23 protein-coding genes and 3 pseudogenes are annotated in these 24682 nt (G+C 69.9%); 10 read left to right on the top strand and 16 right to left on the bottom strand.

The window, feature by feature from the left end; genetic code table 11:
• Positions 1 to 26 precede the first annotated feature (26 nt).
• Complete coding sequence (locus ACIQ8B_RS20295) at positions 27 to 590, bottom strand: D-glycero-alpha-D-manno-heptose-1,7-bisphosphate 7-phosphatase (protein WP_403548489.1); 564 nt, start codon at positions 588 to 590, stop codon at positions 27 to 29.
• A 420-nt stretch (positions 591 to 1010) separates the two neighbouring features.
• Positions 1011 to 1865 (bottom strand): helix-turn-helix domain-containing protein, encoded by an 855-nt coding sequence (locus ACIQ8B_RS20290; RefSeq protein ID WP_403548550.1) that lies wholly within the window; start codon positions 1863 to 1865, stop codon positions 1011 to 1013.
• Between the two features lie 225 nt (positions 1866 to 2090).
• Between ACIQ8B_RS20290 and ACIQ8B_RS20285 the strand changes: the two genes are divergently transcribed.
• The 3 genes from ACIQ8B_RS20285 to ACIQ8B_RS20275 are packed head-to-tail and all read left to right on the top strand — an operon-like array spanning position 2091 to position 4521.
• Positions 2091 to 2765, top strand: coding sequence for a DUF4097 family beta strand repeat-containing protein (locus ACIQ8B_RS20285; RefSeq protein ID WP_290010322.1), 675 nt, complete (start codon positions 2091 to 2093; stop codon positions 2763 to 2765).
• A gap of 11 nt (positions 2766 to 2776) precedes the next feature.
• Positions 2777 to 3739: an ATP-binding cassette domain-containing protein gene (locus ACIQ8B_RS20280; RefSeq protein WP_403548486.1), complete on the top strand. Its 963-nt coding sequence runs from the start codon at positions 2777 to 2779 to the stop codon at positions 3737 to 3739.
• A complete protein-coding gene (locus ACIQ8B_RS20275; RefSeq protein WP_403548484.1) occupies positions 3736 to 4521 on the top strand; it encodes an ABC transporter permease in 786 nt (261 codons plus the stop codon). The genes ACIQ8B_RS20280 and ACIQ8B_RS20275 overlap by 4 nt, the downstream gene beginning before the upstream one ends.
• A gap of 126 nt (positions 4522 to 4647) precedes the next feature.
• Here ACIQ8B_RS20275 and ACIQ8B_RS20270 read toward each other — a convergent pair whose 3' ends face one another.
• The 6 genes and pseudogenes from ACIQ8B_RS20270 to ACIQ8B_RS20245 all read right to left on the bottom strand — a co-directional run.
• Positions 4648 to 5049 carry a DUF6009 family protein gene (locus ACIQ8B_RS20270; protein WP_190005829.1) on the bottom strand — a complete coding sequence of 134 codons (402 nt, stop codon included), beginning with the start codon at positions 5047 to 5049 and terminating at the stop codon, positions 4648 to 4650.
• Positions 5046 to 6572: a phage/plasmid primase, P4 family gene (locus tag ACIQ8B_RS20265; RefSeq protein ID WP_403548481.1), complete on the bottom strand. Its 1527-nt coding sequence runs from the start codon at positions 6570 to 6572 to the stop codon at positions 5046 to 5048. The genes ACIQ8B_RS20270 and ACIQ8B_RS20265 overlap by 4 nt, the downstream gene beginning before the upstream one ends.
• On the bottom strand, positions 6569 to 7567 hold the full coding sequence (locus tag ACIQ8B_RS20260; RefSeq protein WP_403548479.1) for a bifunctional DNA primase/polymerase: 999 nt from the start codon (positions 7565 to 7567) through the stop codon (positions 6569 to 6571). The genes ACIQ8B_RS20265 and ACIQ8B_RS20260 overlap by 4 nt, the downstream gene beginning before the upstream one ends.
• 781 nt (positions 7568 to 8348) lie before the next feature.
• Positions 8349 to 8672, bottom strand: coding sequence for a hypothetical protein (locus tag ACIQ8B_RS20255; protein ID WP_403548477.1), 324 nt, complete (start codon positions 8670 to 8672; stop codon positions 8349 to 8351).
• A gap of 112 nt (positions 8673 to 8784) precedes the next feature.
• On the bottom strand, positions 8785 to 9246 hold the full coding sequence (locus ACIQ8B_RS20250; RefSeq protein ID WP_403548475.1) for a transposase: 462 nt from the start codon (positions 9244 to 9246) through the stop codon (positions 8785 to 8787).
• Between the two features lie 110 nt (positions 9247 to 9356).
• A pseudogene (locus ACIQ8B_RS20245) lies at positions 9357 to 9458 on the bottom strand (hypothetical protein); the annotation flags it as partial.
• A 32-nt stretch (positions 9459 to 9490) separates the two neighbouring features.
• On the opposite strand from ACIQ8B_RS20245, the gene ACIQ8B_RS20240 reads away from it, so the two are divergent.
• From ACIQ8B_RS20240 to ACIQ8B_RS20225, 4 genes are all read left to right on the top strand, one after another.
• Complete coding sequence (locus ACIQ8B_RS20240; RefSeq protein ID WP_403548473.1) at positions 9491 to 9739, top strand: PQQ-binding-like beta-propeller repeat protein; 249 nt, start codon at positions 9491 to 9493, stop codon at positions 9737 to 9739.
• A 325-nt stretch (positions 9740 to 10064) separates the two neighbouring features.
• Positions 10065 to 10874 (top strand): hypothetical protein, encoded by an 810-nt coding sequence (locus ACIQ8B_RS20235; protein WP_290010310.1) that lies wholly within the window; start codon positions 10065 to 10067, stop codon positions 10872 to 10874.
• 184 nt (positions 10875 to 11058) lie between these two features.
• Entirely contained in the window at positions 11059 to 12321 is a 1263-nt protein-coding gene (locus ACIQ8B_RS20230; RefSeq protein ID WP_403548470.1) for a ParA family protein, read from the top strand.
• Positions 12318 to 13565 carry a ParB/RepB/Spo0J family partition protein gene (locus tag ACIQ8B_RS20225; protein ID WP_290010306.1) on the top strand — a complete coding sequence of 416 codons (1248 nt, stop codon included), beginning with the start codon at positions 12318 to 12320 and terminating at the stop codon, positions 13563 to 13565. Before ACIQ8B_RS20230 ends, ACIQ8B_RS20225 begins: the two co-directional genes overlap by 4 nt.
• 81 nt (positions 13566 to 13646) lie before the next feature.
• Here ACIQ8B_RS20225 and tpg read toward each other — a convergent pair.
• The 4 genes and pseudogenes from tpg to ACIQ8B_RS20205 form a co-directional block, all read right to left on the bottom strand.
• A pseudogene (tpg, locus tag ACIQ8B_RS20220) lies at positions 13647 to 14167 on the bottom strand (telomere-protecting terminal protein Tpg).
• Positions 14168 to 14710: 543 nt separating this feature from the next.
• Positions 14711 to 14800, bottom strand: a pseudogene (locus ACIQ8B_RS20215) (hypothetical protein); the annotation flags it as partial.
• A 333-nt stretch (positions 14801 to 15133) separates the two neighbouring features.
• Positions 15134 to 15445 carry a replication initiation protein, RepL2 gene (locus tag ACIQ8B_RS20210; protein ID WP_290010920.1) on the bottom strand — a complete coding sequence of 104 codons (312 nt, stop codon included), beginning with the start codon at positions 15443 to 15445 and terminating at the stop codon, positions 15134 to 15136.
• Positions 15442 to 15894, bottom strand: coding sequence for a MarR family transcriptional regulator (locus ACIQ8B_RS20205; RefSeq protein ID WP_190005837.1), 453 nt, complete (start codon positions 15892 to 15894; stop codon positions 15442 to 15444). Before ACIQ8B_RS20205 ends, ACIQ8B_RS20210 begins: the two co-directional genes overlap by 4 nt.
• Before the next feature lie 970 nt (positions 15895 to 16864).
• Between ACIQ8B_RS20205 and ACIQ8B_RS20200 the strand changes: the two genes are divergently transcribed.
• Entirely contained in the window at positions 16865 to 17860 is a 996-nt protein-coding gene (locus ACIQ8B_RS20200) for a Gfo/Idh/MocA family protein (RefSeq protein ID WP_403548468.1), read from the top strand.
• The gene (locus ACIQ8B_RS20195; RefSeq protein ID WP_403548466.1) at positions 17857 to 18870 is read left to right on the top strand and encodes a Gfo/Idh/MocA family protein; all 1014 of its coding nucleotides are present in this window, start codon (positions 17857 to 17859) and stop codon (positions 18868 to 18870) included. The genes ACIQ8B_RS20200 and ACIQ8B_RS20195 overlap by 4 nt, the downstream gene beginning before the upstream one ends.
• A gap of 428 nt (positions 18871 to 19298) precedes the next feature.
• On the opposite strand, the gene ACIQ8B_RS20190 is transcribed toward ACIQ8B_RS20195, so the two are convergent.
• The 4 genes from ACIQ8B_RS20190 to ACIQ8B_RS20175 form a co-directional block, all read right to left on the bottom strand.
• Positions 19299 to 20096, bottom strand: coding sequence for a class I SAM-dependent methyltransferase (locus ACIQ8B_RS20190; protein WP_403548464.1), 798 nt, complete (start codon positions 20094 to 20096; stop codon positions 19299 to 19301).
• A gap of 41 nt (positions 20097 to 20137) precedes the next feature.
• The gene (locus tag ACIQ8B_RS20185; RefSeq protein WP_403548462.1) at positions 20138 to 20857 is read right to left on the bottom strand and encodes a class I SAM-dependent methyltransferase; all 720 of its coding nucleotides are present in this window, start codon (positions 20855 to 20857) and stop codon (positions 20138 to 20140) included.
• A 68-nt stretch (positions 20858 to 20925) separates the two neighbouring features.
• On the bottom strand, positions 20926 to 22182 hold the full coding sequence (locus tag ACIQ8B_RS20180) for a cytochrome P450 (RefSeq protein ID WP_403548460.1): 1257 nt from the start codon (positions 22180 to 22182) through the stop codon (positions 20926 to 20928).
• 201 nt (positions 22183 to 22383) lie between these two features.
• Positions 22384 to 23001 carry an FMN-dependent NADH-azoreductase gene (locus tag ACIQ8B_RS20175; protein ID WP_403548459.1) on the bottom strand — a complete coding sequence of 206 codons (618 nt, stop codon included), beginning with the start codon at positions 22999 to 23001 and terminating at the stop codon, positions 22384 to 22386.
• 470 nt (positions 23002 to 23471) lie between these two features.
• On the opposite strand from ACIQ8B_RS20175, the gene ACIQ8B_RS20170 reads away from it, so the two are divergent.
• On the top strand, positions 23472 to 24665 hold the full coding sequence (locus ACIQ8B_RS20170) for a cytochrome P450 (RefSeq protein WP_403548457.1): 1194 nt from the start codon (positions 23472 to 23474) through the stop codon (positions 24663 to 24665).
• Positions 24666 to 24682 lie beyond the last annotated feature (17 nt).

Below are 24682 nucleotides of genomic sequence, written 5' to 3'. Positions count from 1 at the left end.
GGTCTGGCGCCTACGGGGGTGCGGGATCAGCTCCGCGGTCGGGCTATGTGGTGCAGCGCTTCGGCGACGGTCGCGGTGCGCAGCGTCGGTTCGGTGCCGGCCGGGTCCGTGCCGGTGAGGGCGGCCGGGCCGACCCAGGCGGTGCGGCATCCGGCGCGCCGGCCGGCCTCGACGTCCGAGGCGAAGTCGCCGACCATCCACGAAGAGGCGAGGTCGATGCCCAGTTCCCCGGCCGCGCCCACCAGCAGGCCGGCGTTCGGCTTGCGGCACGCGCAGCGAAAGGAGAGCCCGTCGACGGTTCCGTCGGGGTGGTGCGGGCAGACGTAGATGCCGTCGAGGTGTACGCCGTGGGCGGTGAGCAGCGTGCGCAGGTGCCGGTGCATGGCGTCGAGGGCGCGCAGGGAGAACAGGCCCCGGGCCAGGCCGGACTGGTTGGTGACCAGGACCAGGGACCAGCCCTGGTGCCGCAGCCGGCGCAGGGCCGGGCCCACCCCGGCCGCCAGGACCAGGTCGGCGGGGCGGGAGGGGTAGTGCCGCGGCTCGGTCAGCGTGCCGTCCCGGTCGAGGAAGACGGCCGGCCGCGTGTTCACGTCCCGGCTGCCGCGCCCGCGACGGCCAGCTCTTCCCGGTCGGTGCGGACGTACGCCCTCATGTGCCGGGTCAGGATGTGGGCCAGCGCCATGTGGACGTCCTCCTGCTCCTCGATGGAGTCGGCGGGGGCGAGGACGTAGGCGTCGCACAGGTCCCGTGCCCGTCCCCCGTCGCCGTACCGCGATCGACACGTTCCTGCGCACCTCCCTCGACCGGCTCTACATCGAGGGCTTCATCGTGCAGAAGGCCGTCCGTGCGGCCTGACGACGGGCCGAGGACGGAAGCGGCAACGGCCGTTTCCGTCCGCCCGTGATCTCTTCCGGGCCGATCACGCCTCGACAAGACTTGGACGCGTCACCAAGCGAATCTCGAGGAGTCCACCATGTTCCGTGTCCGCGCCGCCTTCCGTCGCTGCCTCGTCATCGCCGCGGTCGCCGCCGTTCCGGTCGTCGGCCTCCAGGTCGCCCAGGCCGGTGCGCCCGCCCCCGCCGCCGGTACCGCGGTGGCCGCCGGCGGCGACTCGATGGTGTGGGACTGAGCCGGAACCAGCCGTCCGCCGGCGTCACCGGTTTCGTGTGGAGGATGTCGCGGGCCTGTTCCGCGGCGCGGGCGAGGCTCTCGGAGACGAGGTCGAGGAAGCGGGCGATGTTCTCCAGGCGGGCACCGGCGGGGGTACGGGAGCTCAGGACGCCGACGCCCTGCCGGGCCGTCTCCACGAGCCGGGCGGTGGAGCGGGCGCTGGCCGTCATCGACTGGTACCAGACGTCGTCGTCGACGATGTAGCGCTCGCGGCGGCGGTCGTCCCGCTCCCGGCGGACCAGGCCCTGGCTCTCCAGGTACGTCACCGCCTTGGAGACGGACGCCGGACTGACCTGGAGGCACTGGACGAGTTCGGAGGCGGTGAGGCTGCCCGAATCCCTGAGGGAGAGGCAGGCCATGACCCGGGCCGTCATCTTGGGCAGGCCCGACGCCATCAGGGCGGTCGTGAACATCTCCTCGTACTCGCGTACCGCCTCGGCATCGCGTCCGTGAGGCTGCGGGAGCGCCTTCGGGTCCCGGGGGGTCGCCTGCTTGCGGCGGTGGGCGCGGTGTTCGGTGGTCCGGTGGGCGAGGTCGGCGCGGTAGGCGGTCGGGCCGCCGTTGCGCATCACCTCGCGCGTGATGGTCGAGGTGGGACGGTCCAGGCGTCTGGCGATCTCGGCGCAGGCGAGGCCGTCGGCCAGTCCCAGCGAGATCTGCTGGCGTTCCTGCTGGGTGAGCCTGCCTCCCGGCATCGCGGCCTCCTCCTTCGTGTGCTCTGGTGCCCCGAGCATAGCGTTCACCTTCATTTCATTGCAATGAACCTACGGACGGGCGTTGCGTTATTTGAGAGGCCATTGCAATGAAATAATGGCTTTGAACTGGCGTTTTCACCAATACATGCAACATAGTTGTTGCCTGAGTCGTAAATGCAACGTAGCGTTTCTGTCATCGGAAACAGAACGACGAAGGAGAGCACCATGCCGCAGTTCGACACTCCCACCGAGGTCTCGGCCGTCATCGACGTCCCCGCCGGGCACATCCGGTTCATCGCCGCCGACCGGACCGACACCGTCGTCGAGGTTCTGCCCGCCGACGCCTCCAAGAGCCGCGACGTGAAGGCGGCGGAGCAGATCGCGGTCTCCTACGGCGACGGCGTCCTGCGCATCGAGGCCGCGCCGGTGAAGAACCGGGTCCTCGGCACCTCGTCCGGCGCCGTCGAGGTGACCGTCCAGCTGCCCGCCGGCTCCAGCGTCGAGGGCAAGGCGGCCGCCGCCGAGCTGCGGGGCGTGGGACGGCTCGGGGACGTCGCCTTCGAGGGCGCCCAGAGCTCGGTCAAGATCGACGAGGCCGCGGGCGTCCGCCTGGAGCTCATGGCCGGGGACGTCTCGCTCGGCCGCCTGGGCGGTCCCGCGCAGGTCAGCATCCAGAAGGGCGACATCCGCATCGCCGAAGCCACCCGCGGCAAGGTCACGCTGCGCACCGAGCACGGCGAGATCTCCGTCGGTGCCGCCCGCGGGGTCTCCGCGACCCTCGACGCCGGCACCACCTACGGCCGCATCAGCAACTCGCTCCAGAACGCCGACGGCGCCACCGCCGAACTGAACATCCACGCCACCACCGCCTACGGCGACATCAGCGCCCACAGCCTCTAAGGAGCCCCGCCATGACCAACCCGGCCATCGCCGCGCACGGACTGCGCAAGTCGTACGGCGACAAGACCGTCCTCGACGGCGTCGACCTGACCGTCGCCGAGGGAAGCGTGTTCGCGCTGCTCGGCCCGAACGGTGCGGGCAAGACCACCGCCGTCAAGATCCTGTCCACCCTCATCACCGCCGACGGCGGACAGGCCCAGGTCGCCGGACACGACCTCACCGCCGACCCCCAGGCCGTCCGCGCGGCGATCGGCGTCACCGGCCAGTTCTCCGCCGTGGACGGCCTGATCACCGGCGAGGAGAACATGCTCCTCATGGCCGACCTGCATCACCTCTCCCGGCCGGAGGGCCGGCGGGTCACCGCCGAACTCCTGGAACGCTTCGACCTCGTCGAGGCCGCGAAGAAGCCCGCCTCCACCTACTCCGGCGGCATGAAGCGCCGCCTCGACATCGCCATGACCCTCGTCGGCAGCCCGCGCGTCATCTTCCTCGACGAACCCACCACCGGCCTCGACCCCCGCTCCCGCCACAACATGTGGCAGATCATCCGCGAACTCCTCACCGACGGCGTCACCGTCTTCCTCACCACCCAGTACCTCGAAGAAGCCGACGAACTCGCCGACCGCATCGCCGTCCTCCACAACGGCAAGATCGCCGCCGAAGGCACCGCCGAACAGCTCAAGCGCCTCATCCCCGGCGGACACGTCCGCCTCCGCTTCACCGACCCCACCGCCTACCGCGCCGCCACCCGCACCCTCGACAACGCCACCCACGACGACGACGCCCTCACCCTCCACATCCCCAGCGACGGCAGCCAGCGCGCCCTGCGCAGCCTCCTCGACCACCTCGACACCGCCGGCATCGAAGCCGACGAACTCACCGTCCACACCCCCGACCTCGACGACGTCTTCTTCGCCCTCACCGGCGACACCACCGTCACCCGCACCGACCAGACCAAGGAGGCCGTCCGATGAGCACCCTCTCCCTCGCCGTACGCGACTCGGCCACCATGCTGCGCCGCAACCTGCTCCACGCCCGCCGCTACCCGTCCATGACCCTGAACCTGCTGCTCACACCGATCATGCTGCTCCTGCTGTTCGTCTACATCTTCGGTGACGCCATGAGCGCGGGCATCGGCGGCGGCGACCGCTCCGACTACATCGCCTACATCGTCCCGGGCCTGCTCCTGATGACCATCGGCAGCACCACCATCGGCACCGCCGTCTCCGTCTCCAACGACATGACCGAGGGCATCATCGCCCGCTTCCGCACGATGGCCATCCACCGCGGCTCCGTCCTCGTCGGACACGTCATCGGCAGTGTCCTCCAGGCCCTCGTCAGCCTGGTCCTGGTCGGACTGATCGCCCTCGCCATCGGCTTCCGCTCCAACGACGCCACCGCTCTCGAATGGCTGGCGGCGCTCGGTCTGGTGGCGTTGTTCACCCTGGGCCTCACCTGGATCGCGGTCGGCATGGGCATGGGCAGCCCCAACGCCGAGGCCGCCAGTAACAGCGCCATGCCGCTGATCCTGCTGCCCCTCATCTCCAGCGCCTTCGTCCCGGTGGAATCCATGCCGGGCTGGTTCCAGCCGATCGCCGAGTACCAGCCCTTCACTCCCGCCATCGAGACCCTGCGCGGCCTCCTCCTCGGCACCGAGATCGGCCACAACGGCTGGCTCGCCGTCGCCTGGTGCCTGGCCCTGACCGTCCTCGGCTACCGCTGGGCCCAGGCGCAGTTCAACCGCGACCCCAAATAGGCGCCATGGGCACGCGCACCACCCCCCGACCGTCCACCTCGACCCGGCACCACACCCCGAAGGCCCGTCGCAGTCACCTCCCGGTGACCAGCGGCGGGCCTTCGTCGTTGGCTACGCCTTCCGGCTTCACAGCGGCAGGGTTATGCCCAACTGCTGCATCGCGCTGGACGGTGGTCCGCCTTCGGACCGCTCGGTCTTGTAGCCCTTGACGCAGGCTTCCAGCGTCCGCGGGTCGACAGCCTCGGCGGGGGCGCTCTTGGCGTAGAGGCCGTCGGGCTGGCTGTCGCGGTCGTGGGGCAGGAGCCAGAAGACACGCCGGCGGAAGGTGCCGGAGGCCCGGGACGCCTTGGCCGTGGGGCCGAGGATGGCGTAGCCGACCATACGACCGTCACGGTGGTAGGCGGGCTTGCCCTTCCGGGTGGGGAGTCGGTCCAGGCTCTGGCGAACGTAGTCGAGGTCGTCGATGTCCTCCAGCCAGACCAGCTGGCTCTCGTGACTGATCTCGTCCTCGGTGATCAGGGAGCTCATGCGCCTGAAGCCCTTTCCTGGTCCGTGAGCAGGCCGATGCCTGGATAGTGCTTGCGCTGGTTGGAAAGGATCATCTCCTTGGGCGAGGCCAGTCCCACGAGTTCCCGGGTACGGGCCGCGAACGCCCTTGAGGACATGACCGGTGCCCCTTCATTCTGGCACCAGGTCTTGTAGGCGGCGTAGAGCGCCGTCTGTTCCGCGCGCAGATCGGGTGCCAGCACACAGCTCTCTTCGTAGAAGCGGCCGGTGTGGTCCTCGGTCTCCGCGTACGCGGTGGTGGCGATGCGTACGCGTTCGGGACCGGTGAGGTCACGGTCACCTGCGAGGTAGCGGCGCGCGCCGTCGATGAGCCAGCCCAGGATGCCGGGGCCCTCCTCGGTGACGAGGATGTCGGCGAGGTTGTCGATCTTCCGGTGGTCGGGGACGACGCGTTCGAAGGGGATCAGGCGCATCCGGCGCCAGAAGGCGAAGCCGCCGGTGCCGACCTCGGGACGGTGGTTGCCCAGCAGCCACAGCTTGTGCGTCGGCGTGAAGCTGAAGAAGTCCTGCCGCATCCGGCGCGCCTTGATGCGGTCACCGCCGGTGAGGAGTTTGACCCGGGCCTCGTCGAACTTGTCACCGGGCTTGACCTCGGAGCAGACGATGACGCGGCGCCCGTGCAGTTCGGCCAGGTCCGTCGGATGGCCCTCGTAGGGACGGGCCATCAGGAAGCCCGGCGGAGCGGCGTCGGCGTAGTCCCCGAGGAGCTTCATGAGCACGTCCAGGAGGACGGACTTGCCGTTCTTGCCGGAACCGAACAGGAACGGCAGCACCTGGGCGCCCACGTCCCCGGTGACCGAGTAGCCGAGGAGGAGCTGCAGGTAGTCGATCATTTCCCGGCCCTCGGCGTCGTCGCCGAAGGTGTCGGTCAGGAACCTCTCCCAGCGAGGCGTGGCGTTGTGCAGGGGGCCCACGGTCGTGGAGCGGGAGTGGAAGTCCTTGTTGGGGTCGGGGGACTTGAGGAGACCCGTGCGCAGGTCGACGATGCCGTCCGGGGTGCACAGCGCGTACGGGTCGGCGTCCAGACGGGCCGCGTTGAGCACCATGCCGGGCGCCGACCTCGCCTGGGCCAGCATCGCGTTGATACCCGCGGTGGACAGGGCGCGGCGGCGGTGGGTCTGCAGGGCGGTGGTGGTGAAGATGCCCCGGGGGTCGTGGGTGGCGATGCTCTCGGCGAGGTCACCGGCGGCCCAGAGGACGGTGTCGTCCTCGTCCATCTGCCAGCGGGTCGTGTCCCACCGGTACCAGCCGATGCCGGGGACGTGCCGGTAGTCGTTGGCGTAGAGCCTGACGAAAAGCTTGGCGTTGCCTCGGTCGGAGAGGGTGTCGGGCAACAGCCCGTTCGCTGTCGCCTCCCCCACCGGACTGTGGGGGGCGTCGCCCTGGGCGGGCCGGGGCACGGCCGCGGTGCCCTGCGCACGGATCTGCGCGGCGACGGCTTCGGGGTCGAACTCGAAGAGCGCTTCGGGCCCGGGGGACGTCACTGGCGCCTCCCGTTGTCATGGAGCGGGCGGTTCAGGCCTGCGGTGAGGCCGCTGCGGATGATCTGCCCGATGCGGCGGTCCTGTCCGGGGCGGGCCTCGGTCGCGGCCCGCAGGAGGGCTTGCTCGGCTTCCTCGCGGGCCACGCGGCCGGCTGCGACGAGCCCGCCGAGCGTGTACGCGGCGCGGTTGAGGGTGTCCGAGAACCCTGCCCCTTCGGGCACCTGCCCGCAAGCCTCGACGGGGGCCAGGACCGAGGCGAGAACGTGCTGCTCGCGTCCGCCGCCGCCCGCGGCGAGCACCGCCTGCCTGGCCCTGGGCGGGACCGGCCTGGGGGCGGGGATGTTGGGGGCGGGCAGGTGCCCGGTGCGTTCGAGTTCCTGGGCGAGCCACAACGGGAGCGCCGCCGGCTCGCGGACGGTGCCGAGGGGGGTGTAGACGCCCTGCCGGGTAGTGGTGCCGGGGGCGATGATGTAGCTGCCGTGGGCCCGGACGTCGACCTGCCAGGCCAGCGCCCGGCCGGAGCTGGAGCCGACGGAGGACTGCCAGCGGCGGCCGTCGCCGCTCCGGTACCAGACGTGGAGCCCTCCGGAGGGGGTGCGGACGCGCAGCGTGGACGCGTCGTCGGCGGGGCTGGGCCGACCCCGCAGTGCGGCCAGGACGGCGAGGGTGTGGAAGCCGTTGGCCAGACCGGTGAGGTCGATGTGGTCGGCGATGGGGATGCCCGGCAGGATCCGGTCCCGGGTGGGCGGCTGGACGGGGTGGGCGTCGATGTCGATGACGACGAGCCCGGCCCTGCCGCAGGAGACCCCGACACCCAGCTTGGGGTTGCTCCCCCACCACTGCTGGATGCGGTCCTGATCCAGGGTGGCGGCGTGGAACCCGTGGCACCAGCGGCCCGCGGGGATGCATGGGCAGTCGGCGGGTGCGTGCGGGTGTGCGCGACAGTCGTTGCAGTTCGCCACGGGTGTCTTGCGGCCGGCGGCGAGGGGATGCACCGGCCAGCCCCTGCGGGCACACCACCGCGCGGTGGCGAGGGAGAGCTCAGCGACTGAAGTCTCCGGAACACGCCGCCGTGAGTCGCTGCGAGAAAGCCGCAGCTCAGAAGGCATCTCTCTCCCCCATCAGCGACTGAAGCGACTCAACGATGGACACAGACTAGCGAACGTGGCCGGTGAGGTCATGGAGCCTGGGGAAAAGTCCTGCGACGCCGTGTCGGTGGGGCACGAAGGGCGCCCGTCAGCTACCGAGACTCAAGCCCAGCGACTCAAGGGCGTTTGGTCGCTGTCTGAGTCGCTTGAAAAAACCGCAGGTCAGATGGTGCCTGACCAACCAAACAGCGACTGAAGCGACTGAAGGCTTCTATATATGACGCACACGCGCGCACGCGAAGTCTTTATATACCCGGAACTTCAGTCGCTTCAGTCGCTATTACGTCGAGGAAACCCCTCTGACCTGGGCTTTTGCCTGAGACTGAAGGCAGCGACCGAGAGTCGCTGAGTAGCTGGTCTTCAGTCTCAGAGAGTCTCAGCGCCCACAAGAGGCCAGCGACCGAAGCTACCGAAGCGACTGAGGCCCGAGAGCGACTTACCGGACAGCGACTCAGGGACCGGCGACCCAGCGACTCAGGCCCCCACCACTCCCCCGGTTCATCTGCGCTGTCTTCTATGACGCAGTGAGTACCTTGCTCAGGAGACCTTCGGGGACGCATCCGCGAAGACTGAGCACCTCTCGTGGCAGCGGGACGAGCAATTGTCAAAGGTTCGGATCAGTAGCTGTTCACGCTGTCCCGTGGTCCAGGTGGGTGAGTCCTTCGACGGAGTGCAGGCGAGTCCGCAGGGCGGGGTCCGAGGCCGGTGTGGTGGCGAGCAACAGCACCTGGGCCGCCGGGTGTTCCGGGGCGTAGAGGTCGTCTTCATCGCCGTTGCCGGGGATCGGGTTGGGCTGGATCTCGATCCGTCCGTTGGGGATGTCGGCGAGGTGGTAGACGCCCCGGTAGTAGCTGTCGCGCGCGGTGAAGACCAGTCCGAGGCGGTCACCGACGAGCCGGGCCAGCTCGCCGGCGGTGTGGGTGCTGGTGCCGTAGGTGTGGTGGTCGGTCATGGTCCACCAGACCCTATGCCGCGGCGGTGGCGGGGCGCTCGACGAGTCGGCAGCGTTCGAAGCGGACTCCGGCACGGACGAGGGCGACGAGGTGGGGTGCGTTCACGGCCCGTCACCGGGCCTGGGCGGACTCGACGAGCTTGAAGACCATCGCCAGGGCGGCGGTGCGGGAGCCGGCTCCGCGGGTGACCCTGGTGCGCAGGCGGATGGTGGCGAACGTGGACTCGGTCGGGTTGGTCGTCCGCAGGTGGATCCAGTGCTCCGGGGAGGAAGTCGTAGAACGCCAGCAGCTCGGCCTCGTCGTCGGTGATCCTCTTGACGGCCTTGGGGAACTTCGCGCCGTAGAGCTGGGGAATGTCTTGATCGCCTTGACCGCGAGGTCGCGGTCCTCGGCGTTGTAGATGTCCTGAAGCGCCTTGCGGGCGCCGGGCTGAGCCGACTTCGGCAGAGCGTTGAGCACATTGGCGGTTTTGTGCACCCAGCACCTTTGATGCCGGGAGGCGGGGAAGACCTCGGCCAGGGCCTTCCAAAAGCCCAGGGCGCCGTCGCCGACCGCCAGGACCGGGGCGCGCATGAGGAGAACCGCTTGCGCTCGCCCGTGGTCTCGTCGACGCGCTTGTCGTTCACCCGCGGCGCCCTCACCTCGACTGCGCCGGCCGCGGTGGTGACCTTCCTGGGCTGGTGGTAGCCGTTGCGCACGACCGGGCGGCGGCCGCGCGCGTCGCGCTGGTCAGCCAACTCGGCTCTGCAGGCGTTCACCTCAGCTTCCAGGGCGTCGGCCAGCATCCTCCTTGCGGCCTCCCGGACGATCTCGTCGAGTGCAGTGGCAGTACCGCGCCGATCATCCTGCCACTGCCCTCGACACCGACGGGGACACCGTCTACGTGGCCTACAACTCTGGCGCCCTGATAGCACTGGACGCCAACGACGGCTCGGTGCGATGGCACACCGAGCTCAAGGTCGACGGAGCACCGACCACGGCACTGTCCCTCGCTGTGGCGCCCCAAGGACACTTGCTCATCGGGACCGTCGACGGCCGGATCCTGGAGTGCCCGCCTCGGCCGTGACCCCGAGAGCGAAGCCTCCGTTCTTCGGAGTTCGCATGTCTCATGAGGCGGGGCCTCCTGTTCGTGAGGTGCAATGTGGCCCACCCGATTGGGGGGGCGGATGGGAATGACGCGGCCACCAGAGGCGGATCCGGCGCAGGCTGCTGCTGTCCGAGCTCCACCCACGACTGACTGCGACATCCGACCAGAGGTTCAGGTAGACCGAGATTGGGTCACCTTCAGCGAAACGCGTCACGTCGTGTTGGGCCTTCACTCCCCCACGAGCCAGCCCTGTACGGCGATTCACATTCTGTGAATCGACCCGGGAAGGGGCATCCTGTTCCTCATGGCATCTCGCAGGAAAGGGTTCCCCGACCCGACGAAGCCGCTGGTCAGGCAGGTCAGGACTGTCGGTCCGGTGGACGCCCGGGCACTCGTCGGCGAGCTGCGTCAGTTCCACGAGGAGGCGGAGGACCCCGGCATCGAGCGCATGCCTGCCGACGAGGAGATCTACGGGGCGCTCCTCTACGCCGAGAAGCATGCCGGCTCCCTCCGGGCCCTGCCGGCGGAGAAGCAGAAGGCGGCCGCTCTGATCCGTGTACTGCTCTGGGAGTTCCTGGGCGAGCGCCTGCGCGTCCACCAGAGCACGGCCATCGGCGACGCCCGCTCCGCAGGCGCCGAATGGAGGGAACTGGCTCCCGCATTGGCGGTGGGCACACCAAGTGCCGCCTACAACAAGGCCAGGCGCCTTCAGGCCGGCTCCCTGACCGATGCGGTCCCGGGCACCGGACAGGTGCGACGCACGCCCGAAGCCGTCAGGCAGGCCGAACGACGTATCGCGGAACACCGGGCCGCCGAGGAACGGGCGCAGGCGGCGGCCCGGCAACGACACCACCTGCTCGCCGGTGCCGCGCAGCGTCTCCTGGACCAACAGGGCGCTCTCGTCCTGGACGAGGACGTCGAGTACTGGCTCGGCGAAGTCGCGGAAGTCCTCCCACACTGCAGTACGCCCACGCAGATGCTCGGTCTCAGCCGCTACCTGAGTGCGGCGCTGCGCGCCCTGCGCAGACTTGAGCACCGGACGGGCCAACCGTCGGCAAGGACCCACGAAGCGCACGCCGCGTGTGCGGCAGTTGCCTCGGCCCTGGCCGAGTGAACGGGCGAGCTATTACGGCGTAATAGCTCGTAGGTCGGATCGGTCAGACCCGTGCCGAGCCTGACCGGACCCCGGTCGGACGGGGCTGGCTATTACGGCGTAATAGTGGCATCGCCCCCAACGGGCCCTGCTTGCTAACGTGTCGGTGCCGCAAAGAATCATGGACGTTAGTAAGGTGTCTTCCATGAGTTCTCCAGCCACCTCCAGCGACCGCGAGAAGGTCGTCTCCAAGCTGCCGGGATGGCTCCGGCAGAACCTCAAGATCAGAGCCGCTCAACACGGCATCGAGATCCAGGCCGCCGTCGAACAGGGCATCAGGGACTGGTGCAGCCTGGCGTCCACCCTGGCAACCATCGACACCTCGGGCGCGGACTCCTTCTCCACCTTCCTGCCGCCGGGCCAGTGGGAGGAGTTCCGTCAGATCGTCGCCGACCGCCGTGTCTCCCTGATCCAGGGTCTGGCCCAGTCCGTACAACTCTGGCTCGACTCCAACCCCGCCCCCGACGTCGACCGCCCCGAGATCACCCGCCGCATCATCGTCTGCAACCAGAAAGGCGGGGTCGGGAAGACCGCCATCACCGCCGGACTCGGTGAGGCCCTCGCCGAGGACCCCAACACACTGCACGCCGTGCAGATCGCCAAGGCCCTCGCCAAGGCCCTCCGTGCCAGTGACGCCGAGTCCGACCCCTCGCAGAGCAGCGACTCCCTCGACGTCGAGAACCTTCCCGGTCTCGGACTGCGTGTCCTCCTGGTCGACTTCGACCCGCAGTGCCACCTCACCAACCAGCTCGGCGCCAGCCCTCTGCCCATGAACGGTGACAGTCTCACCAACCACATGGCAGGCGATCCCAAGGGCGACCTCCGCGACCTCATCGTCTCCATCGACGACGACACCTTCAACGGCCGGCTTCACCTGCTGCCCGCCTGCAACGACGCCTTCCTCCTCGACGTCCGCCTGTCCGCCGTACGCGCCAGGGAGGCAGCCCTTGAGCGGGCGCTGGCTCCGCTGGAACCCGATTACGACGTCATCGTCATCGACTGCCCGCCCAGCCTCGGCCTCAGCATGGACGCGGCCTCCTACTACGGCCGCCGTCGTGACGGAGAGAAGCCCGGCCAGTCCGGCGCGCTCATCGTCGTCCAGGCCGAAGACAGCTCCGCCGACGCCTACGACCTGCTCACCACGCAGATCGACGACCTGCGCAGTGACCTCCAGATCGACATCGACTACCTCGGCATCGTCGTCAACCTCTACGACTCCCGCCGCGGCTACATCGCCACCTCCTCGCTCCAGGGGTGGGTCGACATAAAGGATCCGCGTGTTGTCGGGCTCATCGGAGACCTCAAGGAACAGAAGGAAGCCGTGCGTATGAAGCAGCCCCTGCTGTCGTACGCGCCCAAGTCCCAGCAGGCGATCGGTATGCGCGCGCTGGCCAGGGAGATCGCATGAGCAAGGCCGATAAGCTCGGTGCCGGCCGATTCGGCGGGGGAGCGCGCCCGGTCAGCGCCCGCCGTCAGGCCGTCGCCGCCGCCACCGGGGTCCCCACCGACGGTGTGGCTCCGCCGACGGTGCTTCCCCCGGACCGCATCAGCCTCAACCCCGACAACCCGCGCTCCAGCCTCGGTGACCTCACCGATCTGGCGGGCAGTCTCAAGACCCACGGCCAGAAGCAGGCGATCACGGTCATGAACCGCGACGCCTACATCAAGGCCAACCCGGAGCGCGCGGCGGACCTCGAACGCGACACCACCCACGTGGTGATCGACGGCAGCAGCCGTCTCGCGGCAGCCCGCGAAGCCGGCCTCGCCGTGCTCAAGGTGATGGTCAGCGACGACCAGGGCAGCACCTCCGAGGAACTCCTCGAATCCGCTCTCGTCGCCAACATCCATCGCCAGGACCTCGAAGAGCTGGACGAAGCGCGTGCCCTGCAACGGCTCCTGGCCATTCATGGCAGCCAGACCGCGCTGGCCAAGCGACTCCACCGTTCCCAGGGCTGGGTCTCCCAGCGGCTCGCTCTCCTCAACCTCACCCCGGAACTCCAGGCTCGGATCAGCGAAGAGCCCATCGACCTGCTGCGGGCCGTGGGCAACAAGCCGGCCGAGCAGCAGGAGGCGGCGCTCCAGGCGCTGAAGGAGGAGCGGGCCCGGAAGGAAGCTGAGCGGAAGGAACGCAACCGGAAGAAGCCGGTGGAGGAGGCCCGGCCGGAGAGCACGGACGGTGAGAAGAACGCCGAGAGCTATTACGACGTAATAGAGGACGCCGAGACGAAGGCTCGGTCGGAAGCCGGTCAGGCTACTGACGATCACCCTTCCCCGCAGGCGGCGGCGCAGGCGCGTCCGCAGGTGCAGGGTCAGCCTCGGACGAAGGCTCAGCCCCCGGCGCAGGCCACGGCTCCGGCTGCTCCGGCGCAGCCCCAGTCGGTGCCGGAGCCGCGGACGGACACGCCCGAGTCCCGTACCGGATCGAAGGGGTCCGGGGACGCGCAGCAGGTCCGCCAGGTGCCGTATGACGAGCCGGGTGCTCTCGCGATGCTCCTGGACACGAAGATCGAGAAGGACGACGTCTTCTTCGCCCTCCTGCGCTTCCTCAGCATGAAGGCACTGAACCGGGACCCGGCTCGCCTGGAGGAACTGGCGCGCTCCTTCGTGGAGCAGTCGGAGCAGTTGAAGCAGTCGGCTGCCAGGGCGGAGTAGCGGGAGAGCGCGCCGTGGTGGTAGGCGGGCCGGCCGGATGCGGGGTGTGCCGACAGGGCGTATCCTCCCCGGCCGGCCCGCCTACAGTTCGAAGCCGACGTGCTCCACGTCCGTGAAGCGGACCTCCTCGAGGCTGCCGGCGTGGCGGCCGGCGTCCTGGAAGTACACCTCCTTGAGCCCTTCGGCGGTGATCTCCATGAGGCGCCGCTCGTCGGCGCCTGCTGCTGTGCGTCGAAGAGCCGGGCGGCGTACTGCGGGGGAAGGGCGACGGTCAACTGGCGCAGACGTGCGTCGTCGGTGGTGCCGATGGGGGCGGTGTAGCCGATGCGGGCGCGGGTGTCGACGACGATGCCGTCGGTGGTCGCCGCCCGCTGCCGCGCCCTGGCGCGGACCTGGGGCTGCCAGGGCCTGCGTACCTCCGTCTCCAGGCGGGCGGCGCGCTGGGGGCGGGGAGTCCTGATCTGCTTCTTCACGTACCGTTCGACGGTCCGCTGGGACACCCCGAGCAACTCGGCGGCGGCCCGGGTGCCTTTGAGCTGCCGGACCAGGTACCGCATCTGCAGGCCGTAGCGCCGACAGACGGCCTCGCTGAGCACGAGCAGGGGGTCGGCGTCCTTGCCCGGTCCGGACAGCCTCGGCTGCCCGAGCCGGGCCTCCTTGAGCGTCCAGTCGACGAGGGCGGGGATCGTCTTGGCCGGTACGTCCAGGATCAGGCCGCCTGCGCAGTACGCGAGGACCTGGCCGTCCTCGACGTCGAGGACCGAGAGCGGACCGTTCTCGAACCGCGGGTCGCCACCCGCCGGGGCGGTCCGACCCGCTGCCGGACGACGGGGTGTCGACGACGGTCTGACGGTCCGACCCGGCACCGATTCGGCGGTGGGGGAGGGGGCCTGTGCCGGCCTGCCCCCGGTCGGCGTCGAGGCCGGGGCCGGAGGCCGGGAGCGAGCGGTCCGGGCGGCGGACGACCCGGCCCCACGTTCGGGCTGCGGTCCGGGGGACGCCTGCGGTGCCGGGGCGGACGGCGCGGCGGCGGCCTCGGCACCGGAGGTCTCGAGGGCCTCGGAGGGACCGGGAGGCTCCCCGGGGTAGAGCTCCGCGAGTCTGCCGGGCAGTCGCGCGTAGGCGTCGCGCTCCGGCGGTCGCGGTTCCGTCTTGCCGTACTTCCAGCCGCTCACGGTGGCGCGGCGGACCCGCAACGCCTTGGCCACCTCGTCCACGGTCAGGCCGTGGGCCATCCGCAGCCGCTTGCGTTCCTCCGGTGGCGGCAGCGGCGCGCGGGACGCGATGAGGGCGTCGATCGCCTCGAACAACTCCGACATGGGTACCTCTTAGCCGCCACGCTACCGCGCAAGGGCACCCACGGCGTACATCTCGCGTACGAAACGCGTACAGGCGCGGTCCGAACCGTGAGGCCGGTGATCACCGGCGGCGTGCCGCTCGCCCGCCTCGGCGGGCAGGGCCCGTGGCAGTGCTGTGCCAGGAATCATCAAGGACGTCCTGAGCGCCGTCCCTCATGTACGTGACGTCAATGAGGGACGGCGCTCAGGACGTGTCGGATTGCGGTGCCGTCAGGTCGCGCGACGCAGCGGGACGACGACGTTCTCGCCGAGGTGCTTAGGGGCGAGCCGGTAGTACTTGATGTGGCCGATCTTCTCCGTCTCCTCGAGCCAGCCGGCCTCGATGACCTGCTTGCGGGTGCGGGAGAACACCGGGGGAGCCATGCCGACCAGTTTCGCGAGGTTGGCGGCGGTCTCCAGGATCGCCCCGGACCGGTCGGTGGGATGCAGGGCGTACAGCATCACGACGAGACGCTGGTTCGCGGTCATGCCGGCCGTGGCCTTCAGCAGGTTCAGGTTCTTCTGCTTGTCGTCGCTGGTCACTGGGCCTCCCACCGCGAGGGGGTCTTCTTGTCGAAACCGGGGATGTCCGGCGGGTTGCACGCCTTCACCGCTTCACGCTGCTCCAGCCCTGTCCCGTGGAAAGCAATGTAAGGGCTGATGCGGTAAAGCTTGTAGTTGCCGATGCGCCCTCGCACGACCAGGATGCGGTGCTTGACCAGCTTTCTGTTGATCTTCCCCACCGCGTCCGTGGACATTCCTACCCGCTTGGCGATGTCCGCTCCCGTGGCCCGCAGCGGTTCCATCCCCTCGGGGGAGACGCCGATCCACCACAGGACGAGGAACTTCTGGCTCGGCGTGAACGCCTTGGACTCGGTGATCGCCTCGACGCGTGCCTTGTCCACTTGGGTGTGCCTGCCGGAGAAGGCGTACGGCGCGTAAGGGACCGGCTCGCCGGTGTCGGCGTCGACCAGCCTGCGTACTGCTCCCAAAGGACCCTCCACGCGTGGGCTTTGCCGGTGTTCGCGGCAGACGGCCGTGAGGCCGACCAAATGAACATAACGTACATGATCAGGAAGTCAATCAACCGCGCTCGTGGGCCGTGCTCCTTGCCGGCCGACAGTACCGCCTGCCACGCGCCGAAGAGGTCCGGCGGCGTGCCTCCGACCTCGCAGACATGTACGTGACGTCAATCTGGGGCGTTCTCAGGATCGTGGTACCCAGATCCTCAGAACCGGGTGGCAGTTCCTGTGGACCGGGTGTCAGACCGAGGGAACCGGGTGCCACGATCCCTGGAACCGGGCACTCAGTTCCCTCGATCGTCCTGTGCGGCCGAGGGAACTGCCTGGCAGTTCCGCCGATCTGGGTCGGAATGGGCGTTTGTGCAGGTCAAGTGCTGTTCTGGCGGGGGACTCTCTTCCCTTGGCTGAGGTGAGCGCCGGTTGCTCCACCCCGCGCTGCCGCGTCCTTGGGCGGTCCTTGGCGACGGTCGGTGACGTCCTGCCGTACAGGGAAGGGGAGCGGCCCTCGCGTACGGCGACCGGTGACGACGGCGCCCCGCGCCCGCACCGGCCCTGTTCGACCCGCACTCGAGTTCCTCTCCGCCCGTCCTGAACCCGCACCACCGAAAGTCAGCCACGACGATGCCCGCGCTTCGGCGGGCGGGCGCGCGTGTGCCTCCAGCAACCCTCCACGGGCCCCGACCACGCCATTTGTGCCGTGTCCGTGCCCGGGAGGACCCGAGCGTGGCCGCGGGCCGTTGATCCGCCACCCGGGGAGAGCCGGTGAGGACGGTCGGGTCCAAGGGACCGCGTGGGGGGACTACTCACGTTGGTGATGGCCGCCTCCAGCGGGGCGGGTGAGACTGACCAGGCTGCGGACCCGTGGGTGTCGGCGGCGACACGTGCCGGAGAAGTGCCGGGGAGACACCGTGGGTTACCGGGAAGAGGAGCGGGGGACGCCGTGCGACAACTCGAGACGGCACTGATCGGCGCGGGGCTGATAGCGCGGATGCACCTGGAGGCGTGGCTCGCCGCCGGGGCGTGCGTGCGGATCCACTCGCTGGACGGGCGTGCGGAGGAACTGGCCCAGGAGTTCGACGGGTTCGGGGTGAAGGCCGTGGGCTCCCTGGACGAGGCCCTGGACGGAGTCGACGCCGTCGACATCTGCTCACCGACGGACACGCACCGGGACATCGCCCTGGCCGCCATCGCCAGGGGGGTGGCCGTGGTGTGCGAGAAGCCTCTGGCGGCCGACGTGGCCGAGGCCGAGGAGATCGTCGGTGCGGCCGAGAAGGCCGGTGTGCCGGTCTACCCGGCGCACGACATCCGTTTCGCCCCCGCCTTCGCCCGACTGCACGAGCTGGTGGCCGAGGGGAGTCTGGGCGCGGGCACGGTGGCCCGGTTCACCGTGGCCGGGTACCACCCGCGTCCCTGGACCGGCCGTGCCACCGCGGAGTCGGGCGGCATCCTCACCGACCAGATGCTGCACGGTGTGGACATCGCCTACTGGCTCTTCGGGGACGTCGTGCGGGTGCACGCCCACTACCAGGGCGAGATCACCGCTCCGGCGCCGCAGGGGACCGCCGCGGTGGGCACGGTCGTCCTCACGCACGCCGGTGGCGCGCTGAGCCAGGTGGTGAGCCGGTGGACGCCTACCCCGCAGCCGCCGATCCGGGTCACGTTCCACGTCTCGGGCACGGGCGGGACGATCGTCCACGACTCCGAGTGGCCCCAGGAGATCCAGGTGTCCGGTGGCCCGGCCGGAACCTTCGGCTACTACGGGGAATCGCCGTTCACCTCCGAGATCCGGGAGTTCGCCCAGGCGCTGCGGGGCGGGCCACCTCCGCGTCTCGTGGCGCACGACGCGCTGGCCGCCGTCCGCATCACCCAGGCCGCGGCCCGGTCCGCGTGGACGGGACGTGCCGTCGAACTGCCCGTGAAGGGGGCTGCCGCATGAAGGTCGCCGTGTTGTCGTTCGCCGAGGAGCGTGCCGCGACGTACGCCGGGCTGCTGCATGCGATGCCGGACGTGGACCTGCTGGTCGCGGACCCGGACGGTTCGCCCGGCGACCCGGGGCGGGGGAGGAGCACCGCCCGCAGGCTCGGCGCGACGTTCGCGGAGGGCTGGGACGAGCTGTTCGGCCTGAGGCCCGACGCGGTGGTCGTCGTCGGCGAGCCCGGTGCGTGCCGCCCGCTGGTGGAGCGGGCCGCCAGGGCCGGGGTCCCGGTGCTGTGCGAGTATCCGCCGACCGACGGTGGGACGGACGCCGAGAGGGACGCCGAAGTGATGGCGCGGGTCTGCGAGGAGGCGGGTGTGCGGCTGAGTGTCGTCTCACCGGTCTGTTTCGGCCCGGCGTTCGCCGCCGTGCGCGGGGAGCTCGCCAAGGGTGAGGTGGCCGGCGGCCTCACGACGATCCACGGCGCGTACAACGGGCCGCGTCCGGCCGGCGAGCGGGCGGCCCGGAGCGGAGCGCTGGGGACCAACGCGCCCCAGCTCCTCGACATGGTGGACGCGGTGCTCGGCGGTGTCCACGCGGAGCGGGTCTACGCGCAGACGAACGGGGTGGGTGCGGAGCCGGGTGTGGCGAGCGCCGCCCTGGTGACCGTGCGCTACGCGGACGGAACCGTGGTCTCGCTCGACTGCAGTTGGGGGGCGGCGGACGCGGGGCCGTCGGCGGCCGGGCCGGTCATGACCTTTATCGGCGAGAAGGCGAGCGTGGAGTTCACCGCCTTCCCGCGGCTGCTCGGCGGCTTCGACGCCGTCACGTCCCGTGAGCGCCCGCAGACGCGCGGGATCGACCCGTACGCGGTCATGCTCGGCGAGTTCGTCGCCGGGGTCAGCCGGGGGAGTGGGGCGGGCCCGGACGGAGCGGCGGCCTTGCGCACCCTGCGCGTCATCCGGGCGGCCCGTGAGTCGGCGCGTACCGGCAGGCCCGTCGAGTTGGCCGTGCCATACGTGGCGTCCTAACCGGGCGGGTGGCGACGCAGTAGCGCGGCTTCCAGAGGGGGGCCGCGCTCCCCTGCGGTGGCTCCGCGTTGGTGCGCAGGGCGAGGAGCACGCTGTTCCCATCCCAGAGGCGCCGTACGCCCGGGCCTGGGCGTACTCCTGGGCGCTCAGGGCCGCACGGACCCGGCGCTCGGCGGCGACATGCGCGTCGCGGAACGGACGCAGGCCGGTCAGCGCGACGCGGAGACTGTCCTCCGTGCGGCGGCCGGGCGGGGAATCGACTCCGAGTCGCCGTCGGCGAGCAGGGCGTGGCTACTGCGGCGGTCGGCCTCCGGCTGCGGAGTTCCGGATGTCTCGTCGGACGTGAGGCATGAAGGAAGCGGGCCCGTCGCCGTGGTGGGGGCGGGCCCGCTGTTCGCGTGCTCGGCGGTGTGGGGCGGGCTTCCGGGTCAGGCCGCCGGGCGGCGGGCGATGATCCGGGCGTGGTGGGGGTCGGTCCTGCCCGCCTGGATCATGGCGGTCAGCACCTCGTCCACGAACTCGTCGCCGCGGTCGCCCAGGGCGGCGGCCTGGGTGGCGAACCCGGCGAGCTTGTACCGCTCACGCATCTCGGGGAGGTCCGCCAGGGTCTTCTTCGCGCTGAACGGGTGGGGGAGCTCCGGCACGTAGTGGACGAGTTCCAGGCCCGCCGCCTCCAGCACCTTGGCCACTTCGTCGGCCGGGTACTCGTACGACCCCGGCTGGGCCTCGGCGAGCAGGTCCTTCCACTTCGGGCTGCCGGCGATCTCCCGCAGGATGCCGAACATGCCGGGACCCTCGCGGCGCGGGTGGGCGCCGGTCCACTGGAGGACGACGTACCCGCCCGGCCGGAGCCCGCGGGCCATTCGGCGCAGCGGCTCGTCGATCTCGGTCACCCAGTGCAGCACCCAGGACGAGTGGATGATGTCGAACCGGCCCTCGCCGAAGTCCAGTTGCTCGGCCGGGCGGACGTCGGCCGTTACGGGGAGCCCGGCGCAGAGCTTCCGGGTGGCCTCCACCATGGACTGCGACGCGTCGCTGGCCCAGACCTCGAACCCCCGTTCCGCGACGAACCGCGTGACCTCCCCGGTGCCGCAGCCGATCTCGGCGAACGCGCCTCCCCGCTCCAGGGCGTCGCCCGTGAGCTGGAGCGCGGCCAGTGCCGTCTTGACGTGCGGTGCGTTCACCTGCGCGAAATCCTCCGCCTTCCAGGCGTGGGTTTCGGTCATCGGCGGAAGTCCTTTCTCAGGTCTCGGGGTGGGTGCGGCGGCTAGTCGATGCGTTCGGCGGTGAGCTGCCAGACCTGCGACAGGATCCGGCCCTCCTTGTCGAGATCCAGGCCTGTGCGCGGCGGCTTCCCGGTCAGTTGGCCGAGGATCTCGGGCGTGAGGGAGGTGTCGTAGGAGGCCGGCTTGAGCGAGGTGATGTTCCACAGCTTGCCGACGGTCTCGCGCAGGTTCTGCTCGCTGATCCGCTGGAGGACGGGGAAGGCCGGGGGGAGTTCCTTGGAGAAGCAGAAGAGGTGGAGCGTGGCGCCGGGCTTGGTGGCACGGTGCAGCGCGGCGACGTAGTTGCGCTGGTTCTCCTCGTTCAGGCAGTGGTAGAGGGCGCTGTCGACGACGGTGTCGAAACGGTTCTCGAAGCCGTCCAGGCTGGCCGCGTCGGCGACCGCGAAGTCGACCTCGAGGCCCTGGGCGGCGGCGCGCTTGCGGCACTCGTCGATGGCGTTGGCCGAACCGTCGACGCCGGTGGTGCGGTAGCCGCGCGAGGCGAGGAAGATGGCGTTGTCGCCGAGCCCGCAGCCGACGTCGATGACCTCACCCTTGATCTGGCCTGCCTCCTCCAGTTCCACCAGGGCCGACTGGGCCCGGCCGATGTCCCAGGGGGTGGGCAGGGCGTCCGGGGTGTCCTCGCGGTAGCCCTCGTAGACGGCTTCCAGATTGAGGTTGTCCAGGGTGACGGTGCGCAGCGTGTACTTCTGTTCGGTCACGTGAGTCTCCAGCGAACGGTGTGGTGGGCGTAGGACGGACGGTGCCGGCGCGCGGCTCGGCGGTCTGCTCAGCCGAGGTCCAGCGGGATGCGCTCGGCCCGGGTGAAGCCGGGGCGCAGCGTCCACGGGATCTCGTCGCGGGCCACGGCGAGGGACACGTCCGGGAACCGGGTGAACAGCGCGTTCAGCGCCACCTCCCCCTCGAGGAGGGCGAGCGGGGCGCCGAGGCAGTAGTGCGCCCCCTGCCCGAATCCGACGTGGGCGTGCCCGGTGTCCCGGCCGACGTCCAGGCGCCGGGGGTCCTCGTACTTGCGCGGGTCGGTGTTCGCGGACAGGAGCAGCGGAATGATCGGGTCGCCCTTCGGGATGCTGACGCCGCCCAGTTCGACGTCCTCCACCGGGTAGCGGGGCTGCCCGAACTGGGCGGGGCCCAGGCGCATCAGCTCGTTGACCGCCTGCGGCCAGCGGGACGGATCCTCACGCAGCAGCGCGAGCTGGTCCTGGTTCTCCAGCAGGGCGAGTACGGAGTTGCCCAGCAGATACGTCGTGGTCTCGTGGCCGGCGATCACCATGGTGAAGACGAGGGACACCATCTCCCGGTCGGAGAGGCGGTCGCCGTCGTCCTCCTGGGCCTGGATGAACGCGCTGATCAGGTCGTCACGGGGTTCGGCACGGCGGCGCGCGATGATGTCGAGCAGCTGGCCGATGCTGTCGCGGAAGACGGTGGGGAGCCGCTCGACGTGCGCCATGGGAGTGGACAGGACGCTGCCCCAGTCGTGCCACTGCGGCCGGTCGGCCTCGTCGATGCCTATCAGCTCGCAGATGACGGTGATCGGCAGCGGGTAGGCGAACGCCTCCATGAGGTCGACCGGGGAGCCGTCGCGTCCGGCTTGAGCCATCCGGTCGAGCAGGGTGGAGGTGATCTCCTCGACGCGGGGCCGCAGCCGGGCCACGCGCCGCGCGGTGAACGCGCGGGAGGCCAGCTTGCGCAGGCGACGGTGGTCGGGGCCGTCGATCTCGAAGATCTTGTCGGCGAGGTAATCGACCAGGTCCGTCGGGATGTTGAGCTTCTTCATGATGGTGAACCGGTCGCGCGGCGCGGCCCCCGGCACGGACGCCGGGTTGTTCACGAACAGGGGATCGGTCAGGAGACGGCGCACGTCGGCGTAGCGGCTGACCAGCCACATCGGCGGCCCGCCCATCAAGGTGCCGGTCAGGAGCGGAGCCTGCTCGCGCAACTTGGCGTACTCGCCGAACGGGTCGGCCGTCAGCTCCGGCGAGAGAAGCTCGACCACATCGGTCGGATTCCCGATGGTGGTGGTCATGGGTGTTCCCCTTCTGCGTCAAAGGAAGAGCGGACCGAACGCGAACGACGTCCCCGGGTTTCCCAGTGCGCCGTTCACCGCAACGGGCCCGGCTCTTCAGCAGATCAGGAACGGGTGCTCCGCGTCGGCGAAGCGCGCCCACGGGCGCGGGCCCGCGAACGCGTCTCGCCCTGAGGACCCCCGGGGTGCTGGGGCACCGGGTTACTGGGCCAGCTTCTCGAGGGTCTCGTACGCGTTCGCCATGGAGGCCTCGGCCAGCGGCTTGAACTGCGCCATCTGCGGCGCCACCGTGGCCATCGTCAGCTCGGCGGTCACGAACGTCAGGTTCTGGCCGAGACCGATCGCCTCCAGGATCGCCTTCAGGTAGGTCTGCTGGTAGTCGAACGCCTCACGCGGCGTGCCGGGGGCGTAGGAGCCGCCCCGCGACAGCACGGCGACGACCTTCTTGCCGCCGAGCGGGCTGGGGACCGCCATGTGGGCCGGGTGCACGATGCGGTCCAGCCACGCCTTGAGTGTCGACGGGACCGTGAAGTTGTGCATGGGGACGCCCAGGACGATCGTGGACGCCTCGACCACCTCCCGGGTGATTGCCGCGGTGAGGTCGCGCTCCTGCGCACTCTGGCCGTTGTCGGTGCCCGGGTAGGTGAGCGCCTTGTGCACGGGCTCGGTGATGTGCGGGATGGGCTGAGCCGCGACGTCGCGGTGGACGTACCCGCCGCCCGGGTGCTGGTTACGCCATTCCTCGGCGAAATACGCCGTCAGCCGTCTCGACACGGATTCAGTACCGAGACTTGAATCGACATGGAGAAGGTGCGACATGCGGACATCCCCTTAATGGTCGCGAAACGCGCCTGTACTCGACCAGCGACGTTCTTCAATTCGTCGCGACAGCATGGTCTTGATCTCATGGGCGAGACTAGGTGAGCCCTTGCCGGCCCGACACCCCCCGACCTGGTAGGGAGCCCCGGGGCCTGGCATTCACGCGCACCGTCCCAGTCGGTCGCGAGAATGCCGACGCCCTGGTGACATGCGCGCTCGCCCCCTTCGCGGGCGAGCTGAGTCCGATCGCGACCGCCGCGTCACCGGAACACATGAGCGGGATTCCTGGAGCGATGGTCAAGCGGTCCTGGACCGGATTCCAAGGAAACCGCCCGCACTCGAAGTGTGTAACAGGACCGCTTGAAATGCGGGCCCCCTACCGGACCGAGGGATGACCCCCCGTTGCCGCTCGCCTAATCTGGCTGCCGAGATGCCGGAATGGCAGGCAGGAAAAACCGGGGAAGGATTCCATGAGCGACGCAATATCCTTCGAGGAACCGTGGGCGCGCACCCATCAGTTCGATCCCCCCGCGATATTCGAATCGCTGCGCGCGGAACGGCCGCTCGCGAGAATGGTGTACCCGGACGGACACGTCGGCTGGATCACCTCCAGCTACGAACTGGCGCGCTCGGTCCTCAGCGACCCGAGGTTCAGCCACAGCACGGAGATCGGGCACTTCCCGGTGACGCACCGCGGACAGGTGATGCCCAACCACCCGCGGATCCCCGGCATGTTCATCCACATGGACCCGCCGCACCACACGCACTACCGGCGCATGCTCACCGGCGAGTTCACCACCCGCCGGGTCGGCCGGCTCGCCGCGCGGGCCGAGACCGTGGCCGCCGAACAGATCGACGCCATGCGGGAACAGGGTTCCCCCGCGGACCTCGTCAAGCACTACGCGAAACCGCTGTCCCTGCGGATCCTGTCGGAACTCGTCGGCCTGCCCTACGAGGAAGCCGACCGCTACGGCCACGCCCCGACCCTCCTGCACGACCCCGACGCCGACCCCCAGGAGGCCATGACGGCCATGGGACAGGCGGCGGCCTTCTTCGCCGAGGTCGTCGAGCGCAGGCGCAAGGAACCGCAGGATGACCTCATCAGCCGCCTGATCGCCGACGGCCAACTGTCCGACGAAGAACTGTGCAACATCGTCACGCTGCTCCTCTTCGCGGGCTACGAGACCACCGAGAGCGCCCTCGCCGTCGGCGTGTTCGCCCTTCTCCAGCACCCCGCCCAACTGGCGGCACTGCGCGCCGATCCCGGCAAGCTCGACGCCGCGATCGAGGAACTCCTGCGCTACCTCACCGTCAACCAGTACGACACGTACCGCACCGCCCTGGAGGACATGGAACTGGGCGGTGAGACCGTCAAGAAGGGCGACAGCGTCACCGTGTCGCTGCCCGCCGCCAACCGGGACCCTGCGAAGTTCGCGTGCCCCGCCGAGTTGGACATCGACCGTGAGACCTCCGGTCACATGGCGTTCGGCTTCGGCATTCACCAGTGCCTGGGCCAGAACCTGGCGCGCGTCGAACTCCGCGCCGGCTTCTCCGCCCTCCTGAGCGCGTTCCCCGGCCTCGGCCTCGCCGTCGCCCCCGGCGAGGTGCCGCTGCGACTTCAGGGATCCGTCTTCGCGGTGAAGAGCCTGCCCGTCTCCTGGTGAACCCCCTTTTCCCCGAA

Origin of the sequence: Streptomyces sp. NPDC096105 (genome assembly GCF_044763335.1) — a bacterium.
Classification (GTDB): Bacteria; Actinomycetota; Actinomycetes; order Streptomycetales; family Streptomycetaceae; genus Streptomyces.
The sequence above is the reverse complement of the archived record's forward strand: the minus strand, read 5'-3'. Positions and strand labels throughout refer to the sequence as shown.